Source organism: Actinophytocola sp. KF-1 (genome assembly GCF_054661535.1).
In genome coordinates, this window is sequence record NZ_BAAFVK010000013.1 from 92,015 (window position 1) to 116,048 (window position 24,034).

General features: G+C 69.3%; 24 protein-coding genes and 1 tRNA gene. 20 read left to right on the forward strand and 5 right to left on the reverse strand.

Features of this window, described 5'->3' with window-relative positions:
- Positions 1-87 precede the first annotated feature (87 nt).
- The 3 genes from ACYQ77_RS33990 to ACYQ77_RS34000 all read right to left on the reverse strand — a co-directional run bounded on the left by ACYQ77_RS33990 (position 88) and on the right by ACYQ77_RS34000 (position 3,231).
- Positions 88-723, reverse strand: a complete 636-nt coding sequence (locus ACYQ77_RS33990; RefSeq protein ID WP_459718818.1) for a peptidoglycan-binding domain-containing protein — start codon at positions 721-723, stop codon at positions 88-90.
- Between the two features lie 983 nt (positions 724-1,706).
- A tRNA-Thr gene (locus ACYQ77_RS33995) sits at positions 1,707-1,779 on the reverse strand.
- Positions 1,780-1,818: 39 nt separating this feature from the next.
- Positions 1,819-3,231, reverse strand: coding sequence for a threonine/serine exporter family protein (locus ACYQ77_RS34000; RefSeq protein ID WP_459719410.1), 1,413 nt, complete (start codon positions 3,229-3,231; stop codon positions 1,819-1,821).
- Between the two features lie 111 nt (positions 3,232-3,342).
- On the opposite strand from ACYQ77_RS34000, the gene ACYQ77_RS34005 reads away from it, so the two are divergent.
- The 5 genes from ACYQ77_RS34005 (at position 3,343) to ACYQ77_RS34025 (ending at position 9,719) form a co-directional block, all read left to right on the forward strand.
- On the forward strand, positions 3,343-3,756 hold the full coding sequence (locus tag ACYQ77_RS34005; protein WP_459718821.1) for an OsmC family protein: 414 nt from the start codon (positions 3,343-3,345) through the stop codon (positions 3,754-3,756).
- Between the two features lie 102 nt (positions 3,757-3,858).
- Positions 3,859-5,316 (forward strand): alpha,alpha-trehalose-phosphate synthase (UDP-forming), encoded by a 1,458-nt coding sequence (locus ACYQ77_RS34010; protein WP_459718824.1) that lies wholly within the window; start codon positions 3,859-3,861, stop codon positions 5,314-5,316.
- Positions 5,317-5,463: 147 nt separating this feature from the next.
- Complete coding sequence (otsB, locus tag ACYQ77_RS34015; protein ID WP_459718827.1) at positions 5,464-7,992, forward strand: trehalose-phosphatase; 2,529 nt, start codon at positions 5,464-5,466, stop codon at positions 7,990-7,992.
- A 40-nt stretch (positions 7,993-8,032) separates the two neighbouring features.
- On the forward strand, positions 8,033-8,644 hold the full coding sequence (locus ACYQ77_RS34020; protein WP_459718830.1) for an RNA polymerase sigma factor: 612 nt from the start codon (positions 8,033-8,035) through the stop codon (positions 8,642-8,644).
- Positions 8,637-9,719, forward strand: a complete 1,083-nt coding sequence (locus tag ACYQ77_RS34025; protein ID WP_459718833.1) for a CU044_5270 family protein — start codon at positions 8,637-8,639, stop codon at positions 9,717-9,719. Before ACYQ77_RS34020 ends, ACYQ77_RS34025 begins: the two co-directional genes overlap by 8 nt.
- A gap of 6 nt (positions 9,720-9,725) precedes the next feature.
- Here ACYQ77_RS34025 and radA read toward each other — a convergent pair whose 3' ends face one another.
- Positions 9,726-11,108 carry a DNA repair protein RadA gene (gene radA, locus ACYQ77_RS34030; protein WP_459718836.1) on the reverse strand — a complete coding sequence of 461 codons (1,383 nt, stop codon included), beginning with the start codon at positions 11,106-11,108 and terminating at the stop codon, positions 9,726-9,728.
- A gap of 46 nt (positions 11,109-11,154) precedes the next feature.
- On the reverse strand, positions 11,155-11,868 hold the full coding sequence (locus tag ACYQ77_RS34035; RefSeq protein WP_459718838.1) for a hypothetical protein: 714 nt from the start codon (positions 11,866-11,868) through the stop codon (positions 11,155-11,157).
- A gap of 286 nt (positions 11,869-12,154) precedes the next feature.
- Here ACYQ77_RS34035 and ACYQ77_RS34040 point away from each other — a divergent pair, with 286 nt between their 5' ends.
- The 15 genes from ACYQ77_RS34040 to ACYQ77_RS34110 all read left to right on the forward strand — a co-directional run bounded on the left by ACYQ77_RS34040 (position 12,155) and on the right by ACYQ77_RS34110 (position 24,005).
- Positions 12,155-12,646, forward strand: a complete 492-nt coding sequence (locus tag ACYQ77_RS34040) for a CarD family transcriptional regulator (protein WP_075129788.1) — start codon at positions 12,155-12,157, stop codon at positions 12,644-12,646.
- 40 nt (positions 12,647-12,686) lie between these two features.
- Positions 12,687-13,355, forward strand: coding sequence for a 2-C-methyl-D-erythritol 4-phosphate cytidylyltransferase (gene ispD / locus ACYQ77_RS34045; protein ID WP_459718841.1), 669 nt, complete (start codon positions 12,687-12,689; stop codon positions 13,353-13,355).
- Complete coding sequence (ispF, locus tag ACYQ77_RS34050; protein ID WP_459718843.1) at positions 13,352-13,819, forward strand: 2-C-methyl-D-erythritol 2,4-cyclodiphosphate synthase; 468 nt, start codon at positions 13,352-13,354, stop codon at positions 13,817-13,819. Before ispD ends, ispF begins: the two co-directional genes overlap by 4 nt.
- Before the next feature lie 44 nt (positions 13,820-13,863).
- A complete protein-coding gene (gene cysS / locus ACYQ77_RS34055) occupies positions 13,864-15,246 on the forward strand; it encodes a cysteine--tRNA ligase (RefSeq protein WP_459718846.1) in 1,383 nt (460 codons plus the stop codon).
- 4 nt (positions 15,247-15,250) lie between these two features.
- Positions 15,251-16,213, forward strand: coding sequence for a 23S rRNA (guanosine(2251)-2'-O)-methyltransferase RlmB (gene rlmB / locus ACYQ77_RS34060; RefSeq protein WP_459718849.1), 963 nt, complete (start codon positions 15,251-15,253; stop codon positions 16,211-16,213).
- Positions 16,214-16,246: 33 nt separating this feature from the next.
- On the forward strand, positions 16,247-17,680 hold the full coding sequence (locus tag ACYQ77_RS34065; protein WP_459718852.1) for an MBOAT family O-acyltransferase: 1,434 nt from the start codon (positions 16,247-16,249) through the stop codon (positions 17,678-17,680).
- Positions 17,681-18,601: 921 nt separating this feature from the next.
- Positions 18,602-19,318, forward strand: a complete 717-nt coding sequence (locus ACYQ77_RS34070; RefSeq protein ID WP_459718854.1) for a DUF6338 family protein — start codon at positions 18,602-18,604, stop codon at positions 19,316-19,318.
- Positions 19,315-20,160: a trypsin-like peptidase domain-containing protein gene (locus ACYQ77_RS34075; RefSeq protein ID WP_459718856.1), complete on the forward strand. Its 846-nt coding sequence runs from the start codon at positions 19,315-19,317 to the stop codon at positions 20,158-20,160. The genes ACYQ77_RS34070 and ACYQ77_RS34075 overlap by 4 nt, the downstream gene beginning before the upstream one ends.
- 55 nt (positions 20,161-20,215) lie before the next feature.
- Positions 20,216-21,457 carry a helix-turn-helix domain-containing protein gene (locus ACYQ77_RS34080; protein WP_459718858.1) on the forward strand — a complete coding sequence of 414 codons (1,242 nt, stop codon included), beginning with the start codon at positions 20,216-20,218 and terminating at the stop codon, positions 21,455-21,457.
- Positions 21,457-22,011: a flavoprotein gene (locus tag ACYQ77_RS34085; protein WP_459718860.1), complete on the forward strand. Its 555-nt coding sequence runs from the start codon at positions 21,457-21,459 to the stop codon at positions 22,009-22,011. The genes ACYQ77_RS34080 and ACYQ77_RS34085 overlap by 1 nt, the downstream gene beginning before the upstream one ends.
- A gap of 115 nt (positions 22,012-22,126) precedes the next feature.
- Positions 22,127-22,411: a hypothetical protein gene (locus ACYQ77_RS34090; protein ID WP_459718862.1), complete on the forward strand. Its 285-nt coding sequence runs from the start codon at positions 22,127-22,129 to the stop codon at positions 22,409-22,411.
- 2 nt (positions 22,412-22,413) lie between these two features.
- Complete coding sequence (locus ACYQ77_RS34095; protein WP_459718864.1) at positions 22,414-22,866, forward strand: hypothetical protein; 453 nt, start codon at positions 22,414-22,416, stop codon at positions 22,864-22,866.
- Complete coding sequence (locus tag ACYQ77_RS34100) at positions 22,863-23,171, forward strand: hypothetical protein (protein WP_459718866.1); 309 nt, start codon at positions 22,863-22,865, stop codon at positions 23,169-23,171. The genes ACYQ77_RS34095 and ACYQ77_RS34100 overlap by 4 nt, the downstream gene beginning before the upstream one ends.
- Entirely contained in the window at positions 23,171-23,419 is a 249-nt protein-coding gene (locus tag ACYQ77_RS34105; protein ID WP_459718867.1) for an AMED_5909 family protein, read from the forward strand. Before ACYQ77_RS34100 ends, ACYQ77_RS34105 begins: the two co-directional genes overlap by 1 nt.
- On the forward strand, positions 23,409-24,005 hold the full coding sequence (locus ACYQ77_RS34110; protein ID WP_459718870.1) for a helix-turn-helix domain-containing protein: 597 nt from the start codon (positions 23,409-23,411) through the stop codon (positions 24,003-24,005). The genes ACYQ77_RS34105 and ACYQ77_RS34110 overlap by 11 nt, the downstream gene beginning before the upstream one ends.
- Positions 24,006-24,034: the final 29 nt, after the last annotated feature.

The following is a 24,034-nucleotide window of genomic DNA, read 5'->3' on the forward strand; positions in this document are numbered from 1 at the left end:
CCCGTCCCGGGCGCGGTTCGACAGGGAGTCGGAGCCGCGCCCGGGATCTCGACATCCCCCGACGAGGAATCTAGGCGAAGTTCTCCGTCAGCACCCCCAGTTGCCGCTGACGGAGATGACCTCGTCCAGCGCGGCCCACGTCTTCGGGCCGACGATCCCGCTCGCCTTGATGCCCGCGCGCCGCTGGAAATCACGCACGGCTTTCTGCATCGACGCGTCGTAGACACCGCGGTAGGTGCCGTTGTGCGTCTCGTCGAGGTAGTACGGGTAAACGCGCGCGAGCATGGCGCCGAGTAGCCGCACCTTGTATTGGTTGCGCTCGCCCGGCTGAATTCCGAATGCGGGCTTGCCCATGAAATTGGTGGTGACCAGCTTGGGCAGCTTCCCGACCAGCGCGTGCCAGGTCTTCGAGCCGACGATGCCGCTGGCTCTGATGCCGTGCCTACGCTGGAAGTCCTGCACGGCCCGCAGCGTCTGGCTGCCGTAGTACCCGGTGCCCTGCAGGTACTTGTAACCCTCGTTGCGCAGCCGGAGCTGCAGGGCGAGCACGTGCCGGCCCTGGTCACCCTTGTTGACCTGCGGCATCCGGGCGGCCAGGGCGTCCGACCGGGTCGCCTCCGACGGACACGCCATCGCGACCCCGGGCTGGGCGATGTTCACCACTCCGGTCATCCCGCCGGTGAAAACCGCGAGCAGGGCAGCACTCAGCACAAATTTCTTCATCGGATTCTCTCCCCAGAATTTTCGGACCCATCCCGGATCCTCACGCCAGAAGAGACGGCCACCAATAAGGAAGGTTGGTCACGCCCCGATAACAACCGTCTCGATCGGGTGCGGGAGCAGGGGAGGGATGCGAAGAGCGGGGCGTGGCCCACGGACAGGGACCGCGTGGCAGGGACGGGTCGAGGGAGGAGGGTGAGGCGCGAAGTCCGGGCAAGGCTGCGGGGGCGGGACACGAACCCGGACAGCGCTTGAAGCCAGCGCCGAGCCGCCAGGCGAGGCGGCGGGACGAAGCAGCGGGACGAAGCGGCAGGACGCCAGGCGAGATGAGGGGCGGGCGGGGCTTGGTGGGGGCAGGCAAAGCGGGACGAGGCGAGGCGACACGGCGAGGCCGGCAGGGCAAAGCGGAGCGTGGCGGGCGAGGTGAGGTGAGGGACAGGACGAGGCGGGTGCGGCGGTGAGGCGAGCAAGCCGCCAGGCGGGGCGGGGCGGGGCGCGAAGCCGGACAACGCTGGAGGCGAGCAGTGAACGGCCAGGCGGGTCAGGCGGCGAGGTGAGGCGGCGGGGCGGGGCGTGGCGGACAGGGTAGGGCGGGGCGGCGAGCCGCCACGCCACGCAGGTGAGCGAGGGGCGGAGCGCGGCGGGGCAGATCCGGGGCGAAGTCGAACAGCCCTGGAAAGCCGAGCGGCAAGCCGTCGAAGCGAGGCATACCAGAGGCGAGACAAGCCCGGGGCTGGACAGCGCTCGAACGAAGAACCGCAGGCCCGAGGGCGCAGAGCGAGGCAAAGCTCCTCGCGCGGAGCGCGCAAGCAGCCCGAGGAGCGGGAGGCGAGACACCGTATATAAGCGCGACGCGGAACCACCGAGAAGCCCCCACCCTGGGTCGGCAACAGCCCGCACCGTGGGGGGCGTGGGGGGCTCGGCCCCCCAATGAAACGCGAGACACCCAGGCGAGCGCGTTCCGCGAGCATGGGTACCCGGTGTCGAGCCGGTGGCGGGACTCGAACCCGGAACCTTTCGCTTACAAGGCGAGTGCTCTGCCAATTGAGCTACACCGGCGTGGCCGCCGGAGCGACCAGCCACAATCCTAGGACACGGTCACTCGAGACGGCGCTTGGTGGGCCGCAGCGGGCCGGCCAGCCGGGGGCCGGAGATGCGGCGTTCGAGTCGTCCCAGTCCGTACCGGACGGGCTGTGCCAGGTACTCGCCGAGCACGACGCCCGCGGCCAGTGCGAGGGCGATGGACGTCGCGACCATGAGCGTCGACAGGCCCCCGTTGCTGCGTTCGACGGCCAGTTCGAACAGGGCCCGGTAGATGGTGAGGCCGGGCAGCAGCGGGACCATGCCCGCGACGGCGATGACCAGCGGCGGGATGCGCAACCGCCGGGAGATGACGCCGCCCGAGAAGCCGATGACGGTCGCGGCCACGGCGGACGCGGTGATGGAGCCGACGCCCGCCAGTACCAGTGCGCTGTAGCCGACCGCGCCCGCGGCGCCCGCGATGCCCGCGACCACGACGGCTCGGGGCGTGGCGTAGCTGGCCAGCGCGAACAGAGCGGCCGCGACGCCGCCGGTCAGGGTCTGCAGTGGCAGCCGGAGGATGGACGGGGGCAGTGGGTCGGCCAGCGGGAACGACGGCAGGCCCAGGTGGACGGCGACGTTCAGTGCGATGACGACGCCCGCGATGAGGCCCGCGGTCATGAGCGACACCTCGACCGTGCGGCCCGCGGCGGTGACGTTGTAGCCGGTGATGGCGTCCTGCACGGTGGACACGAACGACAGCCCCGACAACAGCACGGTGATGGCCGCGGCGACCATGAGCGTCGGGCGGACCGATTCGGGCAGCACGCCGGACGCGACGATGGCGACCGCGAAGCCGGTGGCCAGGGCGCCGCCGACCATCTGCTGGAAGAAGAACGGCAGGGCCCGCTTGTTGAGCAGCCTGCCGACCCGGTCGATGACCGCGGTGATGATGGCCGCGAACAGGGCCAGGAGGCCGTCGCCGCCGATGAGGATCGAGATGGCGGCCGCCATGCCCGCGTAGGCGGCGGTGGCGAGCCAGCGCGGGTACGGGTGCGGGGCGCTGGTGATCCGGTCGAGCTCGGTGTGGGCGTCACGGGCGGTGATGCGGCCCCGGGTGATGTCCCTGACCAGCTGCTCGACCAGGGCGAGCCGGGTGTAGTCGAGGCTGCGGGAACGGACGACGCGGAGCGACGTGACGGGCGGCAGGTCGACGCCGCGGTGGCAGGCGACCGTGATGGAGGTGAAGATCACGTCCACCTCGCAGTGCGGCATGCCGTACGCGTTCGCGACCGCGATGATCGTGGCCGTCGCGTCGGAGGCGCCCGCGCCGGAGGACATCTGGACCTCGCCGATCCGCAGGGCCAGGTCCAGTACGAAGTGGACAGTCGACTCCGACGGAAGTGCGGGCCCCTGGACCCCGCCTGCAGGTTCCTCGACGCGCTCCCACCTGCCCAGATCCCGTGTCCGCGCGGACCTGTTCCGCCACACGATCGCCACTCACCTCCAAGGTCGTTCCCACGCTATCCCGGGGCGTATCGACCTGCTCGGGACCGCCGTTAGGCGACGGTCGGGTGGCGTGCACCACGTACCGTGGCAGCCATGGCGGACACCTTCAGGTCGGTGCGGATCGAGCGCGTCTCGACCGGTGAGTACGTGGTGCACAACGCGCGGGGCGGCACGCTGCCCGTCGGCGGTGACGCGTTCACGCCGGTGGAGCTGCTGCTCGCCGCGATCGGCACGTGCACGGCGATCGACACCGACACGGTCACGAGCAGGCGCGCGGAACCGGAGCACTTCACGGTCACGGTCAGTGGTGACAAGGTGACCGACCCCGAAGAGGGGAACCGGATGACGAACCTGTCCGTGACGTTCGACATCGCGTTCCCCGAGGGCCCGGAGGGCGACGAGGCGCGCAAGCTCCTGCCACGCACCGTGAAGTTGTCGCACGACAAGCTGTGCACGGTCAGCCGCACGGTCGAACTGGGCACCGAGGTGACGGCCACGCTCGTCTGATCGGTGGAAAACCCTGTGTGACCGCGCACTTCCCAGCACCCACACCGGGCAAATGCCGACTAATCTCGAAAGCCGACGCGTTTCGAGGGAGGCACGCTCGGCGTGAGCAGTGACAGCACTGAGATCACCAACAGTGGCGGAGCCGATTTCATCGTGGTCGCGAACCGGTTGCCGGTCGACCTCGAGCGGCTGCCGGACGGCACAGAGCGGTGGAAGCACAGTCCTGGCGGGCTGGTGAGCGCGCTCACGCCGTTCCTCCAGCGCAACAGCGGCGCGTGGGTCGGCTGGCCGGGTGTGCCGGACGCCGTGGTCGACAAGTTCTCCGACGACGGCATCTGGCTGCACCCGGTGACCCTCAGCGCGGAGGAGGTGCGCGACTACTACGAGGGGTTCTCCAACGGCACGCTGTGGCCGCTGTACCACGACGTGGTCGCGCCGCCCGTGTTCGACCGCGGGTGGTGGGACAGCTACGTCAAGGTGAACCGAAGATTCGCCGACGAGACCGCCAAGATCGCGGCCGACGGCGCGATCGTGTGGGTGCAGGACTACCAGCTGCAGCTCGTCCCCGCGATGCTCCGCGAACAGCGCCCCGACCTGCGCATCGGCTTCTTCCTGCACATCCCGTTCCCGCCGACGGAGCTGTTCATGCAGCTGCCGTGGCGCGCGGAGATCATCCGCGGCCTGCTCGGCGCGGACCTCGTCGGCTTCCACCGGCCCGGCGGCGCGCAGAACTACCTGTGGCTCGCGCGGCGGCTGATCGGCCTGGAGCCCAGCCGCGGCGCGGTCGGCGTGCGCACCCGGCCGGGTGTGGTGCAGGTCGGTGACCGGTCGGTGCGCGTCGGCGCGTTCCCGATCTCCATCGACGCGTCCGGCCTGGACGCGATGGCCCGCAGCCGCGAGGTCATCCAGCGGGCCCGCCAGATCCGCGCCGACCTGGGCAACCCACGCAAGATCATCCTGGGCGTCGACCGGCTCGACTACACCAAGGGCATCGACGTCCGCCTGTACGCGCTGCAGGAGCTGCTCGCCGAGGGCCGCATCGACCCGTCCGAGGTGGTGATGGTGCAGCTCGCCACCCCGAGCCGGGAGCGGGTCGAGCACTACCAGCGGATGCGCGGCGAGATCGAGCAGGTGGTCAGCCGCATCAACGGTGAGTTCGCCCGCGTCGGCCACCCGGTCGTGCACTACCTGCACCAGTCGGTGGACCGCAAGGAGCTGTCCGCGTTCTTCTCCGCGGCCGACGTCATGCTCGTCACACCGGTCCGCGACGGCATGAACCTGGTCTGCAAGGAGTACGTCGCCTGCCGCCACGACCTCGGCGGTGCGCTGGTGCTGAGCGAGTTCGCGGGCGCCGCGTCCGAGCTGACCAGCGCGTTCCTGGTGAACCCGCACGACCTGGACGGTGTGAAGAACGCCATGGTGGCGGCGCTGGAGGTCGACCCGGCCGAGGGCAGGCGGCGCATGCGGGCACTGCGCAGGCAGGTCCTCACCCATGACGTGGACCGCTGGGCGCGGTCCTTCCTGGACGCTCTCCAGCCCCAGCAGGAACAGATCATCTAGCGGAAAAGGCCACCTCAGGACACGCGGACCCGGTCGGTGTTGACGGGCGATACAGTTCGGCTCTGCCGCTGTGTGCCACCCTGACGCGACACTGCATGCAAAGTCGCACACAACCCCTTCGCCAGAGAGTCGAAGTCGACCGTGACCATGACCGCTGAAGCTCTGCCTGCCGAGCTCCGCAGGGCCATCGTGCAGATCGCGCGCACGCCGCGTCTCCTGGTGGCCTGCGACTACGACGGCACGCTCGCGCCGATCGTGGAGAACCCGGACGAGGCACGCCCCATGACCGAGTCGGTCGGGGCGCTGCGCTCGCTCGCGGGCCTGCACGAGACCACCACCGCCGTGATCTCGGGCCGCGCGCTGCGCGACCTCGCGACGCTGTCCCGCCTGCCCGCCGAGGTGCACCTGGTCGGCAGCCACGGCTCGGAGTTCGACATCGGCTTCGTGCACGCGCTCGACGACCAGGCCAAGGCACTGCACCGGCGCCTCGAGACGGAGCTGGAACGGATCACCGACGACACCGCCGGGGTCCAGCTGGAGATCAAGCCGGCCAGCATCGCCGTGCACACCCGCCGTGCCGAGCCGGACGTGGCCGAGCGGGTGAACGAGCAGGTCCGCCAGGGGCCCTGCACCTGGGATGGGGTGCAGGTCACCGAGGGCAAGGCGGTCATCGAGCTCGCGGTCGTGCAGACCGACAAGGGCCGCGCGCTGGACGTGCTGCGCCACCAGGTCGGCGCGACGGCCGCGGTGTTCGTCGGCGACGACGTCACCGACGAGAAGGCGTTCGCCCGGCTGTCCGGCCCGGACCTGGGGGTGAAGGTGGGCGACGGCGAGACGCTCGCCGGGTTCCGCATCAGCGACCCGGTGCAGGTCGGCATGGTGCTCGCGTTCCTGCTGGAGGAGCGCCGCAACTGGCTGTACGGCGAGCAGGCGCCGCCGATCGAGCGCCTGACGATGCTGGCGAGCGAGCGCTCGGTCGCGCTGCTCACCCCGGACGCGCGCCTGACCTGGCTGTGCCACCCGGAGCCGGACTCGGCCGCCGTGTTCGCCGACCTGCTGGGCGGCCCGTCGGCGGGGCACTTCTCGATCACCCCGGAGCGCGGCGGCCTGCCGCTCGGGCAGCGCTACCTGCCGGGCACCATGACCGTCGAGACCCGCTGGTCGGGCCTGCTGGTCACGGACTACCTGGACCACTACGTCTACGCGCACCGCACCGACCTGGTGCGTGTCATCTCCGGCACCGTGCCGACGGTGATCGAGTTCGCGCCGCGGCCGGAGTTCGCGCAGGTGCAGGTGCGGCTGATCCCGTCGCCGGACGGTCTGCGCGTGCTGGGCACGTCCGACCCGGTGTCGCTGCGCGCACCCGGCGTGACCTGGGAGATCACCTCCGACGGCATGCACGACACGGCCCGCGCGGTGGTCACGCCGACCGCCGACACCCCGATCGTGCTCGAGCTGCGTTGCGGTACGAACGACCTGGATCCGCACGACGTGCCGGAGGAGGAACGCCGGGCCAGGGCGGCCGCCTACTGGAGCGAGTGGCTGGACGGCCTGACGCTGCCGCCGGTGGAGAAGGACCTGGTGGCCCGGTCGGCGCTGACGCTGCGCGGCCTGTGCCACAGCGAGACCGGCGCGATCATGGCCGCGGCCACCACGTCGCTGCCGGAGGAGATCGGCGGCATCCGCAACTGGGACTACCGCTACTGCTGGCTGCGCGACGGCGCTATGACCGCGAAGGCGCTGGTCTCGGTGGGATCGACGGCCGAGGCGGAGAAGTTCCTCGGCTGGCTGCACGGCGTGCTCGCCACGCTGCCCGGCCCCGAGCTGCTGCACCCGCTGTACACGATCGCCGGGACCACGCTGCCCGCCGAGGCCGTGATCGACACGCTGCCCGGGTACGCGGGCTCGCGCCCGGTGCGCGTCGGCAACCTGGCGAACCAGCAGGTGCAGCTGGACGTGTTCGGCCCGGTCGTGGACCTGGTCGCGGCGCTGTCCGAGGCGCGGGGCAAGCTCACCGACGACGACTGGCGCATGGTGAACGCGATGGCCGAGGCCGTCGCGCGCCGCTGGCACGAGCCGGACCACGGCATCTGGGAGGAGCGGCACCGGCCGCGCCACCACGTGTACTCGAAGGTCATGTGCTGGCTGACGATCGACCGGGCCGTGAAGCTCGCCGAGGAGTACGGCCGGGAGATCGACCCGTCGTGGCCGGGCCTGCGCGACGAGATCGCGCACGACGTGCTGACCAAGGGCTGGAACGACGAGGTCCGCTCGTTCACCACCGCCTACGACGGCACCGACCTGGACGCGGCGACCCTGCTGATCGGCATGGTCGGCCTGCTCGACCCGACCGACGAGCGGTTCCACGCGACGGTCACGGCGACCGAGGCGGAGCTGCGCAGCGGCTCGACGGTGTACCGCTACCACCGCGACGACGGCCTGCCGGGCGACGAGGGCGGCTTCCACCTGTGCGCCGCGTGGATGATCGAGGCGTACCTGCTGACCGGCCGGCGCACCGAGGCGGAGGACCTGTTCGCGCAGATCGTCGACGCCGCCGGTCCGACCGGGCTGCTGCCGGAGGAGTACGACCCGATCGCGGAGCGCTCGCTGGGCAACCACCCGCAGGCGTACTCGCACCTCGGCCTGATCAGGTGCGCGCAGTTGCTGTCCGAATGAACGTCGGCCGGGTCATCGGGCAACACGTGACGTGAGGACGATGACCCGCCGCGAGCCGGCCGACGAGCCGCTGCCCGCGGACAAGGACCGCCCCTACCTGGGCGGACCAGAGCCGGCGGTGGAGTTCGGCCGGCTCTTCGACGTCTACGCGCGTCCGCTGCACCGCTACCTCGCGCGCCGCGTCGGGCAGGAGACCGCGCACGACCTCGTCAGCGAGACGTTCCTCGTCGCGCTGAACCAGCGGCACAGCTACGACCCGCGCCGTGGCGCCGTCCGGTCGTGGCTGTACGGCATCGCCACGAACCTGCTGCGCAGGCAGGTCCGCCAGGAGGTGCGCGGGCTGCAGGCGATCGCGCGGTCGGCGGGTCACGCCCCGGGTCAGGAGGCGAGCCACGAGTCGCGGGTCGCGGACCGGCTGGACGCGGCCACCCAGGCCGCCCGGCTGGCAGGCGCGCTGGCCCAGCTGTCCGAAGGCGACCGCGACGTGCTGCTCCTCACCTCGTGGGCGGGCCTCGACTCGACCGAGGTCGCCGTCGCGCTCGACATCCCGGTGGGCACCGTGCGGTCCCGCCTGCACCGGGTCAGGAAGTGGCTGCGCGCCAACGCACCGAAGCCGGCTGGGGAGACACGGGAGGAGGACGGCAGTGCCTGAACAGGACGACAACGTGCGGGACGTCTGGTCGGAGGACGAGCTGGACCGGGCGCTCGCCGCACTCCGTCCCGCCGAGGACCCCGACGAGCGCGCGTTCCGGCGGGCGAAGGCCGAGCTGCTGGTCGCGGCGGGCGGTCGCGCGCCGGCCGCGGAACCCGAGCCCGCGCCGCCGCGCCGCCGCCGGTGGACGTGGTGGGCGGCGGCCGTCGGCACGGTCACGGCGATGGTGGCGAGTGTGCTCGTGGTGCAGACCGTCCAGCTCGGCGGCCACATCCCCAACGCGGCGGCCGACGAGCTGAACCGGGCGGCGGCCCGGATCGAGGCGGTCGACGAGCCGCTCGGTCCCGGCGAGTACCGCTACGTCGCGACGCACGCGTGGTGGATGGCGAGCATGGACGAGTACTCCTTCCTCGCCGAGAACCTCCTCGAGACGTGGGTCCCGGCCGACCAGAAGCAGGACTGGCTGTGGCGCCGTGACGTCACGGGCGCACGCAAGTGGGTGGTGGGCACCGAGGCGGAAGCGCGGAAGGAGGGCTTCCCCGTCGACGGCGGCTGGCCGGAAGGTGAGTGGCGGGCCCCGTGCGGTGACTGGTTCGCCGAGCAGGAGGGCCGCGCGCCGTGCTCGTTGCGCGGCGGCTGGCAGACCCCGAACGCGGCGTTCCTGGCGTCGCTGCCCCGGGACCCGGGTGCGCTGTACGACCGGCTCCGCGCGGACACCGAGGGACGCGGCCCGGACCCCGACCTGGAGATGGTCGTGTACGTGGCGGACGTGCTGCGCACCGGCCTGGTGCCCGCCGACCTGCGTGCCGCGCTGTACCGGGCGCTGGCGAAGGTGCCCGGTCTCGAGATCACCGAGAAGGTGGCGAACCTCGACGGGGTGCGCGGCACCGCCTTCGGCATCAGCGCGAAGGGTGAGCGCCACGACATCATCGTCGACCCGGAGACGGGCCGGTTCATCGGCGAACGACAGGTGACCGACGAGGACATCGGCGCCCTGGCGGCGGGCACGGTGACGGGGTACACGTCGGTCACCACCGCGGTGGCGCCCGCGATGGGTGTCCGCCCAGGGAGCTGACCGGGCCTACTTCCCCTGCGCCACCGCCTCCATGATGTCCAGCGCCGTCCCGAGGTCCGGGCACACGCGGGCCCGCACGCCCTCCGGCACCTCGCAGTCCGGCGGGATCAGCGCCTTCACGAACCCGAGCCGGGCCGCCTCGGCCAGCCGCGACTTGGTCCCGTGCACGCGCCGGACCTCGCCGGCGAGCCCCACCTCGCCGAGCACCACCAGGTCCGGCGGCAGCGCCCGGCCACTGGCCGCCGACGCCACCGCGAGCACCAGCGCGAGGTCGGCGACCGGTTCCTTGATCCGCATCCCGCCGACGGTCGCCACGAACACGTCCTGGTCCGACAGCCGGATCCCGCCCCGCCGCTCCAGCACCGCCAGCGCCATCGCCACCCGGGCCGAGTCCAGCCCGGACACCGCGCGCCGCGGTGTGGGCAGCGCGGACCGCGACACGAGCGCCTGCACCTCGCCCACCAGCGGCCGCTTCCCCTCGACCGTCACGGTGACCGCCGTGCCCGGCACCCCCATCTCCCGTTTGTTCAGGAACAGCCCCGACGGGTCGGGGACCCCGCGGATCCCGTCGTCGACCAGCTCGAAGCAGCCCACCTCGTCGGCGGGCCCGAACCGGTTCTTCACGCCGCGCACGAGCCGCAGCGTCGAGTGCCGATCCCCCTCGAAGTGCAGGACCACGTCCACCAGGTGCTCCAGCACGCGGGGCCCGGCGATGGACCCGTCCTTGGTGACGTGACCGACCAGCACGACCGGCAGCCCGCGTTCCTTCGCGAGCGCCACCAGCGCCGCGGTCACCGTGCGGACCTGCGTCACGCCGCCCGCGGTGCCCTCGACGGCGGTCGTGGACAGCGTCTGCACCGAGTCGACCACGAGCAGCCCCGGGTCCACCTGGTCGACGTGGGCGAGGATGGCGGAGACGTCGCTCTCGGCGGCCAGGTACATGGCCTCGTGCACGTTGCCGGTGCGTTCGGCACGCAGCCGCACCTGCCCTGCCGACTCCTCACCGGTCACGTACAGCGCGGGGGACGACGCCCCGTCCCGCGCGGCCCACCGGAACGCGACCTCCAGCAGGAGCGTGGACTTGCCGACACCGGGTTCGCCTGCGAGCAGCACCACCGCGCCCGGCACGAGTCCCCCGCCGAGCACGCGGTCGAGTTCCGACACCCCCGTGCGCCGCGCCCTGGCCGTCTCGACGTCCACCTCGCCGATGGGCCGGGCCGGTGAGCTCGGCGCGCCCGCCACGATCTTGGCCAGCGCGGCCTTGGGCACCCCGACCTCTTCCAAGGTGCCCCAGGCCTGGCACTCGGGACAACGGCCGTACCACTTGGCCGACTCGTTGCCGCACTCGGCGCAGCGCCAGCCGGGTTTCGATCGCACGTTCTTCGCCACGCGGCCAACCTAGAGGCAGCCACCGACAAAAACGCGCAGCGACTCCCTAGTGCTCTTCGCCGACGACCTCGGGCTGCGGGCGCGGGGTGGCCGGGGCGCCGACCGGCAGCTCGATCGTGACCTTGCCCGCCTTGGCGAACTCGAAGGTCACCGGCACGTTCTTGCCGTACGGCAGCTCCGTGTTCAGGGTCAGCACCAGGCTCATCCTGCCCACGACCGGCGGCGACACGGCCTCGGTCTCGGACGGGGCCTCCGTGGAGGTCTCGGACGACGACGCCGGCGTCTCGCTGCCGGAGGTCTCCGTACCGGGCTCCTCCGCGCCGGAGGTCTCCGAGGACGGCGACGACGCCGAGGTGGTGGTCGTGGTGGTCGCCGACGCCGAGGTGTTCTCGTCCGGCAGCACGATCTGCAGGGCCGTGCCCGGCGGGATGGCCGGGTTGCCGATCAGCTCGATCTCACCGGCCGGGCTGGAGGCGCCGACGAGCTCGTCGTCCTCGCCGCCGGTGTTGACGATCGAGAGCAGCAGGGGTGCCTCGTCGCCCTGCTTGTACGGCTCGCCGCTCTCCGGGAACGCCACCTGCACGTTCCGCAGCATGATGTCGCCCGCGTGGCCGCTGTTGCCGTTCACGGCGGGCGGCATCTCGGAGGTCTGCGCGACCTGGCCCGCGCCGCAGCCGACGATTCCGAGCAGCGCGCTGGCACCGATGGCCACCGCGGGCACGAGCTTGCGCAGCGGTCGGGTCGTCTGACGGCTCACCATCGCGGTCCTTCCTCGGGCATGCCTACTCACGCGGAAGGGTAGCGGGAGCGCATCGGACCACGTCCGAGTGGTCGCGCCCGCGCGGCCGCACCGTCCAATTCGGACGACACGGAATTCGGGGTGATCAATTGTTCTCCGCGGCCCGGTCGAGCACGGGCCGCTCCGATTTGTCAACCCCCGGTCCCGCCCGCACGTGGCCGCTGACCTGCGGTAACCGATTCCGGGTCCGTTACGGGTCCAGCGCGGCTCGTGTTAAGATGGAGTCAGCGAAAGGGGCAGAGGACACATGGTTTTCAAGGTCGGAGAGACCGTCGTCTACCCGCACCACGGTGCCGCACTCATCGAAGCAATCGAGACCCGTGTGATCAAGGGCGAGGAGAAGAAGTACCTCGTGCTCAAGGTCGCGCAGGGTGACCTCACCGTACGCGTCCCCGCGGACAACGCCGAGATCGTGGGCGTTCGGGACGTCGTGGGTCAGGAGGGTCTCAACCGCGTCTTCGATGTCCTGCGTGCTCCTCACACAGAGGAGCCGACCAACTGGTCCAGGAGGTACAAGGCCAACCTCGAGAAGCTCGCCTCCGGCGATGTGAACAAGGTGGCCGAAGTGGTGCGCGACCTCTGGCGGCGCGAGAAGGATCGCGGGTTGTCCGCCGGTGAGAAGCGCATGCTCGCGAAGGCACGGCAGATCCTGGTCAGCGAGCTGGCGCTGGCCGAGGGCACCGACGAGGGCAAGGCCGAGGTCATCCTCGACGAGGTCCTCGCCACGGCGTCGGTCTGATCGCCACAGCAGCAGCACACAACGAGATAACGAGTCCACTGTGACGGTCGCACTCGTCCCCGCAGCGGGGCGGGGTGAGCGCCTCGGTTCAGCCGGACCCAAAGCCATGGTTTCCCTGCATGGCTTGCCTTTGGTCGCACATGCCGTGCGTGGCCTGCTCGACGCGGGCTGCGTGCGGCATGTTGTCGTCGCGGCCCCTTCCGGCCACCTGGCGGAGATGACCGCGGCCCTGTCGGCGTTCGAGCCGGTCACGGTCGTGCCCGGCGGCGCGGACCGCACCGCGTCGGTCCGGCTCGCGCTCCTGGCCGCGCTCGACCGCGTGCCGGACGCGAAGATCGTCCTCGTGCACGATGCCGCCAGAGCCTTCACCCCACCCGCCCTTGTGCGATCCGTCACCGAAGCGGTCGCCGCGGGAGCGCCCGCCGTCGTCCCTGTGTTGCCGGTCACGGACACCGTCAAACGCGTCGACGCCGACGGCGTGGTGATCGACACCCCCAGCCGTGCCGACCTGCGCGCGGTCCAGACCCCGCAGGGCTTCGCCGTCGACGTGCTCCGCCGCGCGTACGAAGCGGCCGATGTCGCGACGGACGACGCCGGCCTCGTCGAGCGGATCGGCGTGCCGGTGCACACGGTGCCCGGGGACGTGGCCGCGATGAAGATCACCACCCCGTTCGACCTGGCGGTGGCCGAGGCGGTGTTCGCGCGGTGAGGGTCGGCATCGGCACGGACGTGCACCCGATCGAGGCCGGCCGCGAGTGCTGGATCGCGGGCCTGCGCTGGGACGGCGTCGACGGCTGCGCGGGCCACTCCGACGGCGACGTCGCCGCGCACGCCCTGTGCGACGCGATGCTGTCCGCCGTCGGGCTCGGCGACCTCGGTGCCGTGTTCGGCACCGGCGACCCGCGCTGGTCCGGTGCGCACGGCGTCGAGCTGCTGGCCGAGGTCCGGGCGCGGGTCGAGGCGGCGGGCTACCGGCTGGGGAACGCGGTCGTGCAGGTCATCGGCAACGCACCCAAGATCAGCAAGCGCCGCGAGGAGGCGCAGGAGGTGCTGTCGAAGGCCGCGGGCGGCGACGTCGCGGTGTCCGGCACCACGACCGACGGGCTCGGGCTGACGGGGCGGGGCGAGGGCATTGCGGCGGTGGCCACCGCCTGTGTCGTACCCCACGACTAACCTGTATCCCTGGTCGCCCCTACCCACGAAAGCTGAGCCATGCCGTGAGCCTCCACCTGTTCGACACCGCGAGCCGGAGTGTGCGGGAGTTCCACCCCGTGCGCAGCGGAACGGCGTCGATCTACGTGTGCGGGCCCACACCGCAAGGGCCGCCGCACATCGGCCACATGCGTGGCGCGCTGAACTACGACGTGCTGCGCCGGTGGCTCACGCACAAGGGCCTGGACGTCACGCTCGTGCGCAACGTCACGGACATCGACGACAAGATCCTCCGCAAGGCGGGCGAGCACGAACGGCCGTGGTGGGAGTGGTCGGCGCGCTACGAGCGCGAGTTCGAGGCCGCGTACGCCACACTCGGCTGCTTGCCGGCGTCGATCGCGCCCCGCGCGACCGGGCACGTCACGCAGATGGTCGAGCTGATGCAGCGGCTCATCGACGGCGGCCACGCGTACGCGGCCGCCGGTGACGTGTACTTCGACGTGCGCTCCTACCCCGAGTACGGCGCGCTGTCCGGCCAGAAGCTCGACGAGGTGCAGCAGGGCGAGTCCGCGGCCGAGGGCAAGCGGGACCCGCGTGACTTCACGCTGTGGAAGGGCGCGCGCCCGGGTGAGCCGTCGTGGCCCACGCCGTGGGGTCCCGGCCGTCCCGGTTGGCACCTCGAGTGCTCCGCCATGGCGCTGACCTACCTCGGCACGGAGTTCGACGTGCACGGCGGCGGGCACGACCTCGTCTTCCCGCACCACGAGAACGAGCTGGCCCAGTCCCGCGCCGCGGGTGACCCGTTCGCGCGGTTCTGGATGCACAACGGGCTCGTCGGCATGGCGGGCGAGAAGATGTCGAAGTCGCTCGGCAACGTCGTGTCGATCCCCGCGCTGACCGAGAAGTACCGGCCGCAGGAGCTGCGCTACCACCTCGTCGCACCGCACTACCGCTCGGTCATCGAGTTCTCCACGGACGCGCTGGACGAGTCGGTGCGCGCCCACGAGCGGATCGAGTCGTTCGTGCAGCGGGTCGGTTCGCGGCTCGGTTCCGTGTCGCTCGGCGAGCCGGGCCCCGAGTTCACCGCCGCCATGGACGACGACCTGGGCACGCCTGCCGCGCTCGCGGTCGTGCACAACACCGTGCGGCAGGGCTTCACGGCGCTGGACGGCGGCGACGAGGACGGCGCGCTGGCCGCGGCCGCGACCGTGCGCGGGCAGATGAACGTGCTGGGCCTCGACCCGCTCGCGTGGACGTCGTCCACAGTGGACACCAACGCGCTGACGGCGCTGGACGCACTGGTGCGCGACCTGCTCGAGCAGCGGCAGCGGGCACGCAAGGCCAAGGACTTCGCGACCGCCGACTCGGTGCGCGACCGCCTGCTGGCCGCGGGCATCACCGTCGAGGACACCCCCGACGGTCCACAATGGACTTTGAAGGACGGCTGAACCGGTGGCGGGCAACTCTCGGCGCAAAGGCGCCATGCGCAAACCTGGGACGAAGAAGGGCGCGGTCGCCGGTTCCGGCGGCCAGAAGTCGAAGGGGCTGGAGGGCAAGGGCCCGACGCCGCGCGCGACCATGCGTCCCGGCCACCCCGCGCAACGGCGGGCGGCGGCGCAGCAGAAGCAGCAGCAACGCCGTGCCGCAGCGAAGGACAAGCCGACGGCCGAGCTGGTCGCCGGCCGCAACCCGGTGGTCGAGTGCCTGCGCGCGATGGTGCCGACAACCGCGCTGTACGTGCAGCTGGGCGTGGACGCCGACGAGCGGGTGACCGAGGCGGTGCGGCTGGCCGCGGACCGGGGCATCTCGGTGCTGGAGGTCGCGAAGCCGGAACTGGACCGGCTCACGGGCGGTGCGCTGCACCAGGGGCTGGCGCTGCAGATGCCGCCGTTCGAGTACGCGCACCCCGATGACCTGCTGAAAGCGGCCCAGGACTCGTCGGAGCCCGCGCTGCTGGTGGCGTTGGACGGCGTGACCGACCCGCGCAACCTGGGCGCGGTGATCCGGTCGGCGGCCGCGTTCGGCGCGGACGGCGTGCTGCTCCCCCAGCGGCGCAGCGCGGGCATCACGGCGGTGGCGTGGCGGACGTCGGCGGGCACCGCGGCGAAGATCCCGGTGGCGGTGGCGACGAACCTGACGCGGACGCTGCGCCAGTACGCGGCCGAGGGCCTGATGGTCGTGGGCCTGGACGCGGACGGCACGATCACGGTCGACGACCTGTCGCTGGCGACGTCACCGCTGGTCGTGGTGGTCGGCAGCGAGGGCAGGGGGCTGTCGCGACTGGTCCGCGAGGCGTGCGACGAGACGGTGTCGATCCCGATGTCGGCGGGTGTGGAGTCGTTGAACGCGTCGGTCGCGGCCGGCGTGGTGCTGGCGGAGGTGTCCCGGCGGCGACGGGTCGCCGGCCGCACGTAGTCGCGCGGCCGTTCGTCCGGGGGAGGTCGAGGCGTGTCGTTCGCCAGCCCGCTGTTCCTGTGGATCTACCTGCCACTGGTGCTGGGTGCGGTCCTGCTCGCGCCGAGGAGCTGGCGCAACGGCATCATCGCCGTCTCATCGCTGATCTTCTACGCCGTCGGCGCCGGGCCGACCACGTTGTTGCTGCTGCTCACGATGGCCGTCAACTTCGTCGCGGGCCAGAACCTGGAACCCGACGAGTGGGCGCTGGCGGCGCGGCGCAAGCGGATCGTGCTGATCTCGGTGATCACGTTCAACGTGGCGTCGCTCGTGGTGTGGAAGTACATGGGCTTCCTCACCACGCAGCTGAACGGCTTCGCCCAGCTCTTCGGCGGTGACTTCCCGATCACGCACCTGGTGCTGCCGATCGGCATCTCCTTCTACACGTTCCACAACATCTCGTACGTGGTGGACATCTACCGGGGTGAACGCCCCGCGCTCCGCAAGCCGGTCGCGTACGTGACCTACATCTCGATGTTCCCGCAGCTGGTGGCGGGGCCCATCGTCCGGTACCGCGAGATCGCCGACCAGCTGCCGCAGGAACGCACCCACCGCCTCGACGACGTGGCGGCGGGCTTCCCGAGGTTCGCGCTGGGCCTGTGCAAGAAGGTCATCATCGCGGACTCCCTGAGCCCGCTGGTGGAGGCGTGCTTCGCGACCCCGGGCGACGAGATGACGTTCGCGATCGCGTGGCTGGGCGCGATCACGTACACGCTGCAGCTGTACTTCGACTTCTCGGGCTACTCGGACATGGCCATCGGCCTCGGCAGGATGCTGGGCTTCCGCCTGCCGGAGAACTTCGCGAGACCGTACTCGTCGGTCACGGTGACCGAGTTCTGGCGCCGCTGGCACATGTCCCTGTCACGCTGGTTCCGCGACTACGTCTACATCCCCCTGGGCGGCAACCGCCACGGCGCCGCCAAGACGTACCGGAACCTGTTCATCGTCTTCGTCCTGACCGGCTTCTGGCACGGCGCCAACTGGACCTACCTGGTGTGGGGCCTGTACCACGGCGCCCTACTGATCATCGAACGCGGCTTCCACACCGACCAGGCCCCCACCGCCCCCGGCCGCCGCCTGGCCCGCCGAACCCTCACGCTGGCGCTGGTCGTGGTGGGCTGGGTCTTCTTCCGAGCCACCGACATGCCCCAAGCCCTGACGATGATCGGCCACATGCTGCTGCCGGACTTCACCGGCCTGACCGACGTCGTGAGCGACGCGTTCACCAACCAGCGCCTGGTCATCCTCCTGCTCGCCCTGGCGATCGTCTTCCTGCCGGCCCACCCGGTCACCGGACCGCTCCTGGAGTCGTCCCGCAGCAAACCGGCCACCGTCATGCGCGTCACCGTGATGACCGTGGGCCTCCTGTACGCCGCCATCCTGGTCGCGACCGGCACCTTCAGCCCCTTCCTGTACTACCAGTTCTGATTGCCGGGCTGTCCAGCCCTCGGAACCGCGGCCCGATCATGCCGCTGACCTGCGTGAACACTGCTCGACGTTTCTCGTCGACTCTCACCGCTCCCCAACCTCTGACGGCCTGGAGACGGCCTGATCTTGGTCCCGTGCTGCCTGCACTCCCCCGCTCCCTCGTACAGGCCGTCACGTAGCGCCGGGGTGTCGGTGTCAAGAGTGGTCGCTTGCGGCCATCGCGTCAGCGACGCGGAGCGCTCTTGATGCCGACACCCCGGCGTTAGACGATCGAGGCCGAGGGAGCTGCCCCTGTGGCTCTGTGGTCCCTCGCGCCGCCGGTGGTGGCGCTGCCGTCGCGGGTCGTGGGCTGCGCCGCGCAGGCCGGGCGGCGTGAGCGGAGCGGAAGCCGCCCGTGCCGCGATGGATGCAGGCCACGCCGCCAACGCGACGGGCACAGCGCGCCGCCACCGGCGGCGCACTTGATCCCATAGAGGCAAGTTCGGCAGCATCAGCCTGGGGCAGGTAGGACTAGACACTGGTTGCATTCATCATGCCGCCACAGCGTGCGTGACGCAGATCGCGGCTAACGCCCTCAGAATCTCAGTAGACCCAATCCCACTTGTACTTCACGAGCTGTAACGGAGTGCCACACATCGAACACATTTGCGTGACCTACGCGGACACCGCAATGTCGTGTATCATCGTTTCCTCTTCTGTGGAGGTATGTATGTCAAACAGCGGGGACAGGGCAAACGATCAAGGCACTGCGGGTAGCTGGATTGAATTGAGTCGAGAGCAAAAGGGTCTCGACTCACTCAATGTGCCCTTCCCGGAGCCGATGACACTCGCGGAAGGTGCCACTGGCCCCGTCAGTCTCGATACAAGTGCCACCGACAGCAGCCCCGCTGGCAACGCCATTGACTATGACGGTTAAGTAAGTTGCCACTGACCACCTGGCTTTCAATTGTACTGTTTGCAATCTTCATTGCACCAGGACTCATATTTGATCTACTCAGCGCTCGCAGGCGGGCTGGGTTGGATGAGTCTACGTTCCGAGAGATAGGACGAACTGTACTTGCCAGTCTTTTCTTCTCAGGTCTTTCGACCACTGCCGTTTTGATCCTCGGGCAACACTGGAACTGGATCGAACTAGACATCCGCGGACTTCTTTCGCAGTCTGACTACTCTTCTCAGCTACGTCATGATCGATTGCGTGGTATTTTAGTTGAGTTTGGACTTGCTTCAACTCTGGCGGTAATCTGGCATCTAATTCTCGCCTCCCTTGCCGGTGGCGCACACATTAGACAGCGTAGCTCCTGGACTACTGTATTCCGACGCGAATGCCCGCAAGGTCATCAAGTCTTTGCGCGAGTTCGCATGGCTGATGACATCGTGTACTACGGGCGAGTCGCTCACTTCACAGCTAATCTGGACGTTGATGGACGAGAACTGGTGCTAGCAAAACCGCTGTACTCGAAAACAGGTACCTCGGAAATGGCTAAGGTTCCAGACAGGTTCCAAAGAGTGATCCTGCGCGGCGATGCAATAAATGTGATCAGCGTGGAGTACTTTCGTGAACCTCCTACCGAAAAGAAGGACGTTCCATCTGATCCGCCCCAGGAACATGGAACTGTAAACGGTGGCGAATCCACGTGAAAGTCAACTCGAATCTTCGGAACATCTTTTTCAGCACAGTCTTTATCGAGGCGTTTAAGGAAGACGGCACCCGCGTGACCGGTACGGGTTTTACTTACCTGGTCGGCACACAAGAGAAGCCCATACCTCTGCTTGTCACCGCTCGCCATGTTATAAGCGAAGCCGCAACGGGGTCGATACGCTTCATGGTCTCGGATGGCTCTGGAGGGCCACGCCTGGGTCAGGCCATAACTCGTCAGTACGCAGACTTCAAGAACCATTGGTATCAGCATCCTGATTCCGAAGTGGACATTGCTGTCAAATCGGCTTTGAACGAGTTGTTGCCGCCTGCAGGTAGCGAAGATGATGCGCCCTTCTTCCGGTTAGTCGATAGTTCACTTTGCCCAACACAGGAGCAGGTTGACACACTCGACCTTTTAGAAGAAGTAACGTTTGTTGGCTATCCTGCAGGGCTCTATGACACCGCTAACTACACACCCGTAATGATGCAGGGTGTTGCCGCCACTCCCATTGAGATTGATTGGCATCACAGGCCCGTGTTTCTGATAAACGCACCGGTGGTAAGTGGATTAAGCGGCAGTCCGGTTTTCACCATTGGCGACGGCATGTTTCGCGAACGCGGAGGAGTTCGCGTTATTGGCAATAGGGTCCTGTTCCTAGGTGTACTCACTGGTGGGTACCAAGTGTCGGAGACCGGAACGATGACCTCTGGAGACGCCCAGTCTACGTTTTCTTTTATGAACAAGCTAAGCCTAGGAGCAGTGCATAAATGGACGGCTGTGGCCGACACAATTGATCGATTTCTGCATGATCTCGACAAGGCCCCTGGTGGGGGAATGTAGTTCGACTTCTTCGTGAATGATGCCGTCATCTATAACTGCTGCTAGCCTCAGAAGCATGCGTGGTGCTGGTGATCCGTTGACGGTTGGGGAGCGTGTTGCGTTCTACCGGCGTCGGCGGGGGCTGGCTCAGGCAACGTTGGCGGGGTTGGTGGGGCGGTCTGAGGACTGGTTGTCCAAGATCGAGCGTGGTGAGCGGGAGATCCGTCGCCTGGATGTGTTGGTCGAGGTCGCGAAGGCTCTGCGGGTCACGCTCGGTGACCTGCTCGGGGAGCCGGTACTCATGGAGGACGAGCACAAGAACGACGACGTCCCGGCTATCCGGGATGCGCTCATGGCTCCGCAGCGGCTGTCCAAGACGCTGTTCGGCGGCGGGTTCGAGCCCGAGTACGTCGATCCCAAGCCGGTCGCTCAGTGGACCGAGGATGCCTGGTCGGACTACCAGGGTGGCCGGATCGGCAAGGTTGTTGCCGCGCTCCCGCGTCTGATCAAGACTGCTCAGCAGATGGAAGCCGCTGGTGGGGACGGCTCGTACAAGCGTCAGTGCGCGGCCGTGTCGGCGCGTATTCATCACCTGGCGGCGACCACGTTGTCCAAGGTCGGGGAGGCCGACCTTGCTTGGATCGCGGCCGAGCGGGCTATGCAGGCCGCGGACACTGCCGACGATCCATTGGTCCTGGCCTCGGCTGCCCGGTCCGGCACGCATGCGCTGCTCGCGGTCGGGCGGTTCGACGACGCCATGCAGCTCGGCGATGCTGCTGCCCGCTGGCTGACGCCTCGGATGAAGGACGGCGACCCCGCCGCGCTTAGCCTCTACGGCATGCTTCACCTCCGCTCGGCCATCGCTGCCGCGCGTCAGCAGGACCGGAGCATCGCCTCCGAACTGCTCGCTAAAGCTGAGGTCGCTGGTGACGCCCTTGGAGAGGACGCTAACCACTGGCTGACGGGGTTCGGACCGACCAACGTCGCCATGCACCGGATTTCTGCTGGGCTCGACCTTGGCGACATCCCCTTGGCGATCGAGCAGGCCGAGCAGCTCGACGCCAGTGGCGTGCCGGTCGAACGGCAGGTCACGCACCTGATCGACTACGCCCGCGCGCTCAGTCTCCTCGCAAAGGACGACGACGCCGTACAGGTCCTGCTGTCCGCTGAGGAGAAGTCGCCGCAGCTCGTCCGGCACTCGGCGATTGCCCGGGAGGTCGTACGGACGATCTACCGACGTGCACCAGTCACCGGTGGCAAGAAGTCCTCCTTACTGCTGGCGTTGGCCGAGCGCTGCCGTGCGGTGAGTGACAGCTGATGGCCGCGCCCGTGCTTGGCCTGGTCGGCTCCGCAGCCGGCGGCCTGGAGGAGATCCTTCCCAAGCTCATCGAGCCCATGATCGAACGCGGCTGGCGGGTAGCGGTCACGCTCACACCGACCGCCGCTACCTGGCTCGACGCCACCGGCGATATCGAGAAAATCGAGCAGGTCACCGGCCTGCCGGTGCGGGTGAAGCCGCGGTCACCTGGCGAGGAAAGCCCGCACCCGAAGGTCGACTGCTACGCCGTTGTCCCGGCCACCTCGAACACGGTCGGCAAGCTCGCGCTTGGCTTGGCCGACAACCAGGCACTCACCCAGGTCTGCGAGGCCATCGGCGGCGGCACCATCCCGGTCGTCGTGTTCCCGCGCATCAATGCCGCGCACGCCCGGCAGCCCTCGTGGGGCAGCCACATCGCCGCACTCCAGCGTGTCGGCGTGGGTCTCGTGATGGGTGATGATGTGTGGCCGCTGCACGAGCCGCGCTCCGCGCCGGGCAAGCAACTGCCCTGGGACGCGATCCTCGACGCCATCGTTTCCGCAGTTCAGCGGTAGCCGAAACTCCCTCTGAGTGAGGCACCCGGACAGTTTGTCCGGGTCGTTGGCCTGTTCCGCCGGTTTCCTTGATCTATTGCACCCGACCGGGTGCCCCGAGGACGGCGGAAGGCGCATGAGTGTGCACGTAGTCATCCAACCCACGGCGGGTTTCGGCGCTGAGGTCATCGAACCCCTGCCGGGTGTCCGGCAGCTCATCGCAGGCAGCGGCGACGTCGGCATGACCGTCCAGGTCCCCGCCCGTATCGGCGGCCTGGCCGACACCGCCCGGTTCGCCCGCTCACTGGCGGCGGCTGCGAGCGACTTCGCCGACTGGTGCGACGAGCAGAACCGCTCCCGCACCTTCGACGACCGCCCGAGCGGCTGGGCCGGACTCACCAACCACAACCAAGGAGACTGATCATGGCTGTGCCCCACGGCGCACGGTTCCCGATCGCGTTCGACGACCTGTTCCCGCAGGGCGCCTACTTGATGGGCGATATCCAGCCCCTGACCGAGTATCAGTCGCAGGAGGACAAGGCCCGCAACCGTCCCATCCGGCCCCGGATCGACGAGGCTACCGGTAAGCGCATCTACCGCGCCACCATCGCCGACCCGTCCGCCGAGAAGGAACGCGACAAGTCCATCTCGGTCGAGATCGCCGCCGACGTGCAACCGGTGCCGCCCGAGACCGTGGGCAACCTGCCGTTCCGGCCCGTGGTCCTGGAAGGGCTGACCGTCCAGCCACGCGCCGAAGCATCCGGCCAGGCCAAGTGGATCACCTGGGTCGTCCGGGCCACCGGCCTGCGTGGCGTCGACGCGCCCGCTTCCGGCCGTCCTGGCTCCGCGAGGGGTGAAGGGAAGTCGGCGGCATGAGCGACTACAGCACCTCCTACCAGGTCGCCTGCTTCCCCGGCCGCAACGCTGGCGCTGCCGCCACGCGCGGACCAGGCGGGATGCCGGTCCTGGTGCTCTACCTCGACCCGGTGAACATGACCCTCCACAGCGAACGGTCTGAGGCAGGCACGCGCGGACTCGCATCGTTCTGCCGGGACCTGGCGCGGGAAGCCGCGAAGCTGGCTGCCGAGATCGACCCGGACGGGGAGCCTGCGCCACCGGAGCGCAGGCCCCGGCACCTGCTCGTCACCGGTGACGACGGTGACTCGGGTGGTGGGTACTGATGGCACAGCAGGTTGCGCCGTCCTCCTTGTTCGAGGCGCACGAAACGCTGTGGCGGCAGCGGCCGAGCCATGACGCGCCTCCGGCTGAGTGGGCGGCGTTCCACCGGCACAGCGCGGAGGTGTACGCGGCTGCCGCGAAGGTCGACGCATCGAATCGGCAGGAGGCGTCGCAGTACGCGATGTTCGCGATCCGGCGGGCTCGGGAGATCGAGCACCGGCTTGACCCGACGATCGACTGTGAAGTCTGACTGGCTGGCTGCGGCTCGGATGGTGGATGTGATGGCGGCGGAGGTGCCGGTGAGCGGTGCCCGTCTGGTCGGTGTTGACGTGACCGATGAGGCCACGGCGGCGGCGATCGCGCGAGCCTTGGGTGAGGAGCTGCGCCGGGTCCGTGAGGCACGAGGGTGGTCACGGGCTCAGTTCGTGAAGGCGCTGCCGTCCCAGATCGGTGACCGCACCCTGTTGTCCTATGAGCACGGGTCGCGGCAGATGACGGTCCTGCGGCTGCTGGAGCTGTCCGAGGGCCTGGGTGTGCCCGCGTCGGCGATCGTCGCTCAGGCGATGCAGCGTGCCCGCCTGTACTTGCAGAACCTCGTGCTGCGGGTGGACTTGCGGCAGCTGCTGCAAGACAACAACATGCACTACCGGCCCCTGTCCTCCTGGGCACGCAACCGACTCGGCAAAGCCCCGGGCGGCGTGATTGAGGTGACGCCGTCCGGGCTGCGGGAGCTGGCCGCGGTGCTCGGCCGCACCCCGGAGGAGCTGTCGACCTACTTCGCCAAGTTCACCCCGGACGATGCGACAGAGGGGGAGGTGGAACCCGTTCCCGCATAGGAATCACAAGGTGCTGGCGTACACGCCAG